The organism is Yoonia sp. (genome assembly GCF_046498525.1).
Taxonomy (GTDB): Bacteria; Pseudomonadota; Alphaproteobacteria; order Rhodobacterales; family Rhodobacteraceae; genus Yoonia.
Genome location: NZ_JAWOAN010000124.1, coordinates 1 through 9,464, shown reverse-complemented (window position 1 = coordinate 9,464; position 9,464 = coordinate 1). Strand labels below are relative to the sequence as shown.

Below are 9,464 nucleotides of genomic sequence, written 5' to 3'. Positions count from 1 at the left end.
CAAATTGAATGGCTAATAAGGATATTTATATAATTGGTGCAGGTACATATGGCGAAGCAATGTTTGAATTAGCAGAAATCTGCGGCTATACTGTAAAAGGTTTTTATCACCCCCTGCATCCGGTACACGTCCTGCACCTCGTTAAGGATATATTCCTGAACGGCGGTGGGCCCTTTAATACCAAGGATGTCGGAAGGGGTTGTTGCCCCGTCGGAGAGGGAAGTACCCGCCCTGATGTAATCGTTTTCCTGAACAAGTATTTGTTTGGAGTTCGGGAACCGCATGTCCTTTGAAGACTGCCGTGCGCGGGGTGGGTTGATCATCCGTGACAGCAATACAGCAATGGTCGCCTGTGATCCGACGATCCGCCGCGAACCCGTTCCGGCGGACGAATTTGACCATCCCGATGACAAACCTGCAGGTTAAGACATGACAAGACAGACGGCAGCCATCATTGGCGGTGGTGTGATTGGTGGCGGTTGGGCTGCAAGATTCTTGTTGATGGGGTGGGATGTGCGGGTCTTTGACCCTGATCCAGAAGCCGAGCGCAAGATTGCCGAAGTCCTGAACAACGCGCGCCGGTCTTTGCCGGGGCTGTCCGATGTCGCATTGCCTGCCGAAGGACGTCTGAGCTTTCACGACACGATGTCGGCTGCGGTAACAGGCGTGGCATGGGTGCAGGAAAGCGTCCCCGAACGGCTGGAGTTGAAGCGCAAGGTCTATCAGACGTTGCAGGAACACTGCCCGAAAGATGCGGTCATCGGGTCCTCGACCAGCGGTTTCAAACCATCGCAACTGCAAGGTTGCGCCACGCGGCCCGAACAGATCGTGGTGACGCATCCGTTCAATCCGGTCTATCTGCTGCCGCTGGTCGAACTGGTCCCAAGCGCCCGGACAGCGCCCGAAATAGTGGACCGCGCCAAGAATATCCTGACGGGTATCGGCATGTACCCCTTGCATGTCCGCGCCGAGATTGACGCGCATATCGCCGATCGTTTCCTAGAGGCGGTCTGGCGCGAAGCCCTTTGGCTAATCAAGGATGGCATCGCCACGACCGAGGAAATCGACAACGCGATCCGCTATGGCTTTGGCCTGCGCTGGGCGCAGATGGGCCTGTTCGAGACGTACCGGATTGCCGGTGGTGAAGCGGGGATGCGCCACTTCATCGAACAGTTCGGCCCCTGTCTCGAGTGGCCGTGGACCAAGTTGATGGATGTGCCGGAACTGACGGATGAATTGATCGACGCTGTCGCGAACCAGTCCGACGCGCAGTCCGGCCATTATACCATCCGCGAACTCGAGCGCACACGTGACGACAACCTTGTCACCATTCTGCGCGGCCTCAAGGCGCAGGACTGGGGCGCTGGAAAGTTGCTGAACGAACAGGATCGCCGGGTAGAAGGAACAGTGAAACTCCCCGAAGACCTGAGCAAGCCGATTGTGACTTTGGAACGTGCGGTGCCGCTCGATTGGACCGACTACAACGGTCATATGAACGAGGCGCGGTATTTGCAGGCCTTCGGCGATGCGACCGACCGGTTGATGATGCTTGTGGGCTGCGATGCGGACTATATCGCGACGGGTGGCAGTTATTTCACCGCAGAAACCCATATCCGGCATATTGATGAGGTCCGCGCAGGGACTGTTATTCGCGTTGAAACGCAGGTTCTGAACGGGGCGGGCAAAAGGCTGCATGTTTTTCACCGCATGTTTGACGGTGATCGTGAACTGGCAACGGGTGAGCATATGCTGATCCACGTGAGCCTGGAGACGCGCAAGGCTTCTGATCCTGCGCCGCAGGTGGCGGGTCTATTGGCAAAGGTTGCTGCGGCCCATGCAGCACTGCCAATACCCGTTGGCGCGGGCAAAGCGATTGGCGTGCGGGGCTAGCCTATCGTCGCGATCAACTGATCAAGGTACGTGCCAATGTCCCGTTGGCTGACGCTGGCGGCGCGGACGAGTTCATCAAAATGTGCTGTAATGGCCGTGACACGATCAGTGTCGCGGAACACAAGATAATTCTGGCCAATATAGATCACGGCAAGAAGCCGCCCAAAAACAGTCACGGGCGCGGAATAGAGTTTGCGTTGGTCAAAGAAATGTATCCGTAAGGCAGGATACAACTGCGCATGCAGGTCGCGCAGTTTTTCCAACTGGGGTTTGCGCATGGCGGGTGAAAGGTCTCGGTAGTAGCCTTCGCCATGCGCAAAGCTCTCGATCTCGGACAGCGGGATTGCGATCTCGTAGTCCGACCGCGCATTGCGCATCCATTCCAGCCTGTCATTGCTTGCCCCCATCGCCTGCTCGGTCGTCTTGCCAAGTGACGGGGCGTATTCCCATCGCAGAATGTCATCGGTCTTGAGCATATCCGGCAGGCCCGCTGGAACGTGGCGTATTTTGTAACCCTCTGCTTCCTGATGCCACGCAAAAATCTGTTCATCGACCAAGGCGCGGGGAGCGTGGGTCATGGTGATGGCACTTGCCACAAGGTCATGGGCCTGCTCGGGGCGGTCGGACAGACCTAAAAGCCAATCCGCGCTGACCCCGAGAACGGCAGCGCAAGCTGCCACAAGCTGCCCGTTGGGCAGACGCGCCCCGTCGTCCTTGATCAGTTGTGACAGGGTCGAGCGATCAACACGTGCTTGGCGGGCCAGTGCGCTTTGCGTGATCCCGGCCTGTACCATTCCGGCCTGCAAGCGTGCGCGGAAGATTTCTGCCCGCTCTCTTTTGTCCATAATTGTAAACATAAGATCATTTAATCACCTTTTGATGGTTTTGTGAACTACTCTCTAAATGGTGGAACCGTACCGGATCGCCTAATGACTGATGCATGGGACAGAATACTGACGGATCACTCGCGCAGATCGAGTGGCCTACACTTGCACTGATCACGACCTGCTACTGCGCATGGGGGCTTGCACTCTGGCATTTGCCGCTGTGGGCGGGCATGCCACTCGCGGCGCTGGTCATCGCATTGCATGCTTCACTGCAGCACGAAGCGATCCACGGCCATCCGTTCCGGCACCAATGGCTCAATGACCTGATCATATGGCCACCGCTGGTTTTGGTCATTCCCTACGCCCGCTACAAAGCAACCCATCTGGCGCATCACCACGACGAGGTGATCACCGATCCCTTCGATGATCCAGAGAGCAACTATCTGGATGCCGGCACGTGGGAGCAACTGGCGCATGTGGTGCAAGCGGTTCTGCGGATGAACAACACGGTGGCGGGGCGGCTGACGCTTGGTCCTGTGCTCGGAACCATTGCCTTTGTAGTTTCCGAGTGGCGCAAACGTGATGCAGAAGTTGTGCGTGGATGGTTGATCCATATACCGGCAATGGTTGCGGTGATTGCCGTAATTGCCGCGTCGCCCATGCCGTTATGGGCCTATCTGATTGCCGCCTATGCAGCGATGTCAGTACTTAAGCTGCGCACATTTCTTGAACATCAAGCACATGAGCGTGCCAGCGGGCGCAGTGTCATTGTTGAAAAAGGCGGTATCTTTGCCTTCCTCTTTCTCAACAACAACCTGCATGTCGTGCATCACATGCATCCGCGCGTCGCGTGGTACGCGCTGCCTGCACTTTATCGCGCTCGCAAGGATCATTATCTGCGGCGCAACGGCGGCTACTATTTTGCCTCATACCGCGAAGTGATCGGCAAGTACCTTTGGACAGCCAAAGATCCGGTCGTACATCCGCTCCGGCGGCGCTAAGGGTTCTTTTAGCTATAGCGGGCTGCGCCCATCCAAGCGACTGACCAGATGGGCTTCGTCATCATTGCGAAAGAACGGCACGCTGACGGGAAGGCCGCCATGTTTTATGTGGCTGACCAGTTCGGCCAGAACAATCTGGGTGATGAAGGGTAGGTCGAATTGGCGGGCGTCCGCCAAAGGGACCCACTGCAGGTGCGCAAGTTCATCTTCGGCATTCGAAAAATCGTCAGGGTCAGTTTGCAACTGGGCGACATCCGCCAGAAAGAACCGCGCATCAAAACGGCGGGGCCTGCCTGCGGGCGTGACGGCACGGAAAAAGAACTGAAGGGCCGTTGCGTGCGGGATATGGCCGGACGCTGCAAAGCCGCGCCAGCCTTGGGGGGGGTCGGCCCACGCGCCCGGATGGCCAAGCACCTGCCCGGTTTCTTCCCATAGCTCGCGAATCGCGGCGGCTGCGAGGGCGGTCGGCGACACGCCACTTTCGCTGGTAAGGCGCGTTTCATCCAAAGCGGTCAGCGGCGTTGCCGGAACGGTCGCATCATTGGCGTCAACGGCTCCTCCGGGGAAAACGAACTTGCCCGGCATGAAGGCCGCACGCGCACCACGCTGGCCCATCAGAACCGAGGGCCGGGTGCCTGTATCGCGCAACACGATGATGGTCGCGGCATCTCTGATTCCAGATTTGTCGATGTGGCTACCCTCAGCCGTTGTGACCGAACCCGTGCATCCTGCGCGACCATTGAATGGCAACGACCATGCCCTTCATACGCGGTAAAAGAAAGAGCGAGAGCGCAACCGCGCCAATGGTCAAAGAGGTTGCCATGACCCAAGGTTCGGGCCGGAATTGCACCCACATAAAGTGGATCACGAACCCCAGAATATGAGCGACTAGCAGGATCGTCAGATAGGCTGGGCCATCATCGGCGCGGTGATGAAAAAGCGCTTCATCGCACTGTGGGCAATTGTCCGCGACCCTGAGATAGCGCGTGAAAAGATTGCCCTCACCACAGTTGGGGCACTTGCACTGCAAGCCGCGCATGACAGCGGGCTTGGTTGGGCGATCGTCTATTTGGAATTCGGCATTGGCCATAGGTTTGCTCCATCGTGTCCCTTTTCACATGGCGTATTGATACGCTTTTGAAAAGGGGGTGCGCGGAATGGCAGCTATGCAATTTTTCTGAAAACCCCGCGACGGAAAATCCCGCGTACCCCGTTCAAGGAAGGTCAGCAGCGCAAAACGCTGCGCCAATTTGAAAAAGGATACGAAAATGAAGATCAGGATGATGACCGCTGCGCTTCTTTCAGGCGTTGTATTGGCGGCAGGTGCAGCACAGGCAGAGAACCACCGCGAACGTCCCGACTTTGCGACGCTGGACCTGAACGGTGATGGAGCCTTGACGCTGGAAGAAATGCAATCACGCGGTCAGGCACGCTTTGCCGAAATGGATGCAAATGGTGATGGCGCGTTGTCGGCAGAGGAGCTGTCAGCAGCCGCCGCTGCCCGTGCGGCCGACCGCGCAGCGATGATGATCTCGCGATTTGATGACGATGGTGATGGCCTCTTGCAGCAAGAGGAAATGCCGACACGCGCAGAAAACCGTGCTGCACGGATGTTTGACCGTGTCGATGCCGATGGTGACGGCACCATCTCGGCCGAGGAATTTGATGCAGCCAAAATGCGTATGGGCGAACGGCACGGCCAAGGGCGTGGTCACGGCTCAAAGGATCGGGGCTAAGCAGTGGTTGGCAGGGGATGCTTCATGCCCTGCCAATTGCCTGTTGGGTTGAAATTGGCTAGCACTTTCACGAATGAACGCATCGTCAGATCCTTTCGCGGGCGCCCCGGACGAGGCGCTTTTGGTCGCATACGCCAATGGCGATGGGCAGGCGGCGCGGCATCTGACGGTGCGCCTTTTGCCGCGTGTTCTGGCGCAGGCGACGCGGATGCTGGGCAACCGCACCGAGGCCGAGGATATCGCCCAAGACGCCATGATACGGTTGTGGAAGATCGCACCGGACTGGCGGCAGGGCGAGGCGCAGGTTGGGACATGGCTCTACCGTGTGGTGGCAAATCTCTGCACGGACCGGTTGCGCAAACGGCGCGGTGGCGTGTCGCTGGACCAGATGGCCGATCCGCCGGACGGCGCGCCGAGTGTTGCGGCGCAGATGCAAACGCAAGCCCGCATGACGGCCCTTTCGGATGCATTGGCGCAATTGCCCGCCCGGCAGGCGCAAGCGGTATCATTGCGACACCTCGAAGGGCTGGCGAACCCGGAAATTGCGCAAATCATGGACATCAGCGTGCGGTCCGTGGAAAGTCTCACAGCGCGTGGAAAACGCGCCCTTGCCGATCTTATGGCAGGGCGAAAGGCAGAACTGGGGTATGACGATGACGAACCCGAATGATGACATGCTCGACGATCTATTCGCGCAGGCGCGGCGTGAAACGTCTGCACCAAGCGATGACCTGATGGCGCGTGTGCTGGCGGATGCAAGCGCAATGCAACCTCGGCCCGCTGCTGTCCCGACCCCTCAGATGGGGCTATGGGGGCGTATGCTGGATGTTGTCGGGGGATGGCCCGCTGCCAGCAGCCTTGCTGCGGCGACTGTTGCGGGCATTTGGGTTGGTGTTGCACCGCCATCATCGGTGGAAGATCTGACTGCAACCGTGCTTGGGGATGAAGTCAACATTAGCCTGTTTTCAGCAGACCTGCTGCTTGATGTAGGAGTGCTGGATGATGGCTGAAGGCAAGATGCCCGCTTCACGTCCCGTTCGTTTGTGGCGGATTGTGTTGGTCTTGTCACTCGCGCTTAATCTGGCAATCGCGGGAATGGTCACCGGGGCGGTCGTGTCAGGGCGTGCAGGAGACGGGCCGCTGCGCAGCTTTGATCTGGGGATCGGTCCAATCGCGCGCGCGCTTGAACCCCAAGAGCGCCGCGCCGTCAGGCGCAGCTTGCGCGAGGATCGCGGTTTGCGCGGTATGGATTTTCGGGAACGGATGAATGGCGTGGTTGAAGCCCTCAAGGCAGAGCCGTTCGACCCCGACGCATTGCGGGCCTTGATGGCAGAACAAGCGGCCGATATTGAAGGGATTCAAGCCAAAGCGCAGGCGGCCACGCTGGATCAGATCATTGCAATGACCCCGGAACGCCGGCGTGCCTTTGCAGATCAGGTCATGGAAGAGCTGTCACGGGCCGGAGGGTCGCGCGAACCTGCGTCAGGCGGCTGATTTGCTCATCGCGACCTGATCGCGGCCGGCGGATTTGGCGGCGTAAAGCGCCTTGTCCGCCTGCGCACAGATTTTGTTGATTGCGGATGCTTCCGCCTTGATCCGCCCACTGACGGCGACCCCCACAGAGACGGTGATCTTGATCGGTGGCTGGTCATCGGCCAGTTTGAACGCGGTCGTGTTCACCAATGCGCGGAGCCGGTCAGCAGCCAGCCGTGCATCGGTGACGGACGTGCCCGGCATGGCAACCAGAAATTCTTCACCACCCATGCGCGCGACCAGATCGACCGCACGCAGATTTTCGCGCAACCTGTCGGCCAATTCGATCAACACCTTGTCGCCAGCAGCATGACCATAGCCGTCGTTCACAGCTTTGAAATGATCGATGTCGATCATCATCACTGCCAATTCACGACCGGATTTGCGTGACTGATCCGCCAAGCGCGCCAGATGAGGTTCGACATAGCGCCGGTTGAACAAACCCGTCAGCGGGTCGGTGACCGCCGCATTCAAACCGGTCCGGACGGTATCGCGTAATTTGTCGTGCTGCCTTTTGCGCGCAATCAATCGTTTGGCACGCAGGGTGATCTCGGCGGCGTCGCTGGTGTGGGGCACGACGTCATCCGCGCCCAGATCAAGAAACATCGCGGCAATTTCCGGTTTGTCGGCAGGAACAACGACCAGTTGCATGGCCAGCCGGGTTTGGGCGCGTGCGCGCAAGTCGGACACGAGGCCAAAGAGCCCGCTTTGACCAACCGCAGCCTCGCCGGCATCAATAACAAAGAGGTCGTAGGCTGACTGTCCTGCTCCGGACCTCAACACATCATGCGGCAGCATGCTATGGATCGTGTTGCGCAAGCCCTTGCGCAAGCCTGTCACGAGGGCGTTCTGCCCCGAGGTAAGCAAAGACAACACCGCGATCTTGGCGGCACCGTCAAATCCGGCTTTATGTTCTTCAAAGCCAAGCGCGCGGCTTGTACCTTCGCGCAATTGAAGTTCTTCGCTGGTGCTGCGTACCCGCAGCAGGCTTCGTATTCTTGCGAGCAAGAGCGCGTCGTTCACCGGATGTGGAAGGACATCATCCGCCCCGGCATCAAGGGCCGCGAACCGCGCTCTGGATGTGTCTGCGACGCCTACTGCAATGATGGAAATAGTGGACGTATCTGGCGTGCGGCGCAGGTCAAGGCACAGGCTGTGTTGGTCTGCGACGGCATCGGACAGGTTGAGCAGGATCAGGTCGGGACGATTATCTGCAATAATACTGACCGCTTCGGCCTTTGTCGCACAAACGTCCACGGCAAACTGTGCCGCAAGCATTTTCACTTTCAAAACGATTCTGTTTGTAGCGACAGTATCTACGATCAATATACGACCTGGCATTTCTTGCCCCTATCCTGGAGCCATTGGCCCTCTTTCATGCAGACATTTACCAGGTCAATGGTTAAGAAACGGTTTCCGATAGTTTAAGGCAATCGTATGCAACAAGAACAAGCCGAGGTAATTGCCCTGCAAGGGTTGGCGTGGCTCGCTGCCGATGATGAATTATGTCCGGTCTTCCTGGGTGCGTCAGGCGGGTCCGTTGACGACCTGAGAGAACGGGCCACCGATCCTGCGTTTCAAGCCGCCGTTCTGGAATTCATCACGATGGATGACGCATGGGTCGTCTCATTCTGTGACAGCATCGGGCTGGCCTATGACCAGCCCTTGCGCGCACGCTATGCCTTGCCGGGGGCGGAAAGCGTACATTGGACCTAGCGGTCGATCCTGATCCGACCGCCCGCGTCTGCGGCGCGACTTTGGCACAGGATGATCCCGGTTTTGCGTTGCGCCTTTGACAAAACGAAGTCCCGATGCTCAACGCTCCCTTCAAGCAATCCGCATTTGCAGACACCACACAGCCCGTCCGCACATTTCACATCGACATGGACGCCCGCCGCATTGAGTGCATCTGAGGCCGTTTGATCAGCCGCGACTGCCAGTTCACGCCCGTCATTAAGGATCAGTGTGAAGGGGTGGTTTTCATAGTCGGGCAGTTCGGGAACGGCGAAATATTCCAGATGTCGGGCATCTTCGGGAAATCCGTTCGCCGCAGCCGCGTCCATCACAGCGGCCATATAGGCATCAGGTCCGCAGGTGTAGATATGCGCCCCGGGTGCGTAGCGGGTGAGGGCCACAAAATTGGCCCGCGTGCCTTCATCAGAGATATGCAGATTGACCTTGTCGGCCCACGGCACCTGCGCCAGATCATCAAGGAAACCGGCATCCGCGCGACGCTGCATACTGTAGTGCAGGGCAAAATCTGCCCCGATTGCATGCAGCCGATGTGCCATCGCAATCATTGGTGTGATGCCAATCCCGCCCCCCATCAGAAGCGTTTTCGATGCGTCCTCGACCAAGGGAAAGTGGTTGATCGGGCGCGAGATAAAGACCCGCCGTCCTTCTGCGAAGATCCGGTGCATCAGCTTTGACCCGCCGCGGCCTGCATCTTCGCGCAAGACCGCGATCTGGTATTTGCT

Annotated in this window: 13 protein-coding genes; 8 read left to right on the top strand and 5 right to left on the bottom strand. The window is 58.3% G+C overall.

From position 1 onward, the window contains the following. Positions 1-282: 282 nt before the first annotated feature. Both R6T97_RS08660 and R6T97_RS08655 read left to right on the top strand, forming a co-directional pair. Entirely contained in the window at positions 283-426 is a 144-nt protein-coding gene (locus tag R6T97_RS08660) for a hypothetical protein (RefSeq protein WP_410348891.1), read from the top strand. Between the two features lie 3 nt (positions 427-429). Further along, positions 430-1,890 carry a carnitine 3-dehydrogenase gene (locus R6T97_RS08655; RefSeq protein ID WP_410348890.1) on the top strand — a complete coding sequence of 487 codons (1,461 nt, stop codon included), beginning with the start codon at positions 430-432 and terminating at the stop codon, positions 1,888-1,890. On the opposite strand, the gene R6T97_RS08650 is transcribed toward R6T97_RS08655, so the two are convergent. Further along, complete coding sequence (locus R6T97_RS08650) at positions 1,887-2,747, bottom strand: helix-turn-helix domain-containing protein (RefSeq protein WP_410348889.1); 861 nt, start codon at positions 2,745-2,747, stop codon at positions 1,887-1,889. The two genes, R6T97_RS08655 and R6T97_RS08650, sit on opposite strands and share 4 nt — an antisense overlap. A gap of 83 nt (positions 2,748-2,830) precedes the next feature. On the opposite strand from R6T97_RS08650, the gene R6T97_RS08645 reads away from it, so the two are divergent. Beyond that, a complete protein-coding gene (locus R6T97_RS08645) occupies positions 2,831-3,718 on the top strand; it encodes a fatty acid desaturase (RefSeq protein ID WP_410348888.1) in 888 nt (295 codons plus the stop codon). Positions 3,719-3,730: 12 nt separating this feature from the next. Here R6T97_RS08645 and R6T97_RS08640 read toward each other — a convergent pair whose 3' ends face one another. Further along, positions 3,731-4,468: an NUDIX hydrolase gene (locus tag R6T97_RS08640; RefSeq protein WP_410348887.1), complete on the bottom strand. Its 738-nt coding sequence runs from the start codon at positions 4,466-4,468 to the stop codon at positions 3,731-3,733. Beyond that, positions 4,419-4,808, bottom strand: coding sequence for a DUF983 domain-containing protein (locus R6T97_RS08635; RefSeq protein ID WP_410348886.1), 390 nt, complete (start codon positions 4,806-4,808; stop codon positions 4,419-4,421). The genes R6T97_RS08640 and R6T97_RS08635 overlap by 50 nt, the downstream gene beginning before the upstream one ends. Positions 4,809-4,986: 178 nt before the next feature. On the opposite strand from R6T97_RS08635, the gene R6T97_RS08630 reads away from it, so the two are divergent. From R6T97_RS08630 to R6T97_RS08615, 4 genes are all read left to right on the top strand, one after another. Continuing rightward, entirely contained in the window at positions 4,987-5,454 is a 468-nt protein-coding gene (locus R6T97_RS08630) for an EF-hand domain-containing protein (RefSeq protein WP_410348885.1), read from the top strand. A 73-nt stretch (positions 5,455-5,527) separates the two neighbouring features. After that, positions 5,528-6,124 (top strand): RNA polymerase sigma factor, encoded by a 597-nt coding sequence (locus R6T97_RS08625; protein WP_410348884.1) that lies wholly within the window; start codon positions 5,528-5,530, stop codon positions 6,122-6,124. After that, on the top strand, positions 6,108-6,464 hold the full coding sequence (locus R6T97_RS08620) for a hypothetical protein (RefSeq protein ID WP_410348883.1): 357 nt from the start codon (positions 6,108-6,110) through the stop codon (positions 6,462-6,464). The genes R6T97_RS08625 and R6T97_RS08620 overlap by 17 nt, the downstream gene beginning before the upstream one ends. Further along, positions 6,454-6,948 carry a periplasmic heavy metal sensor gene (locus R6T97_RS08615; RefSeq protein ID WP_410348882.1) on the top strand — a complete coding sequence of 165 codons (495 nt, stop codon included), beginning with the start codon at positions 6,454-6,456 and terminating at the stop codon, positions 6,946-6,948. Before R6T97_RS08620 ends, R6T97_RS08615 begins: the two co-directional genes overlap by 11 nt. Here R6T97_RS08615 and R6T97_RS08610 read toward each other — a convergent pair. Next, positions 6,937-8,328, bottom strand: coding sequence for a diguanylate cyclase (locus tag R6T97_RS08610; RefSeq protein ID WP_410348881.1), 1,392 nt, complete (start codon positions 8,326-8,328; stop codon positions 6,937-6,939). The two genes, R6T97_RS08615 and R6T97_RS08610, sit on opposite strands and share 12 nt — an antisense overlap. Positions 8,329-8,424: 96 nt before the next feature. Here R6T97_RS08610 and R6T97_RS08605 point away from each other — a divergent pair, with 96 nt between their 5' ends. Then, positions 8,425-8,703, top strand: a complete 279-nt coding sequence (locus R6T97_RS08605) for a DUF3572 domain-containing protein (RefSeq protein WP_410348880.1) — start codon at positions 8,425-8,427, stop codon at positions 8,701-8,703. Here the strand turns inward: R6T97_RS08605 and R6T97_RS08600 are convergent. Next, on the bottom strand, positions 8,700-9,464 hold a 765-nt coding region (locus tag R6T97_RS08600; protein ID WP_410348879.1), incomplete at its 5' end, for a PDR/VanB family oxidoreductase. The two genes, R6T97_RS08605 and R6T97_RS08600, sit on opposite strands and share 4 nt — an antisense overlap.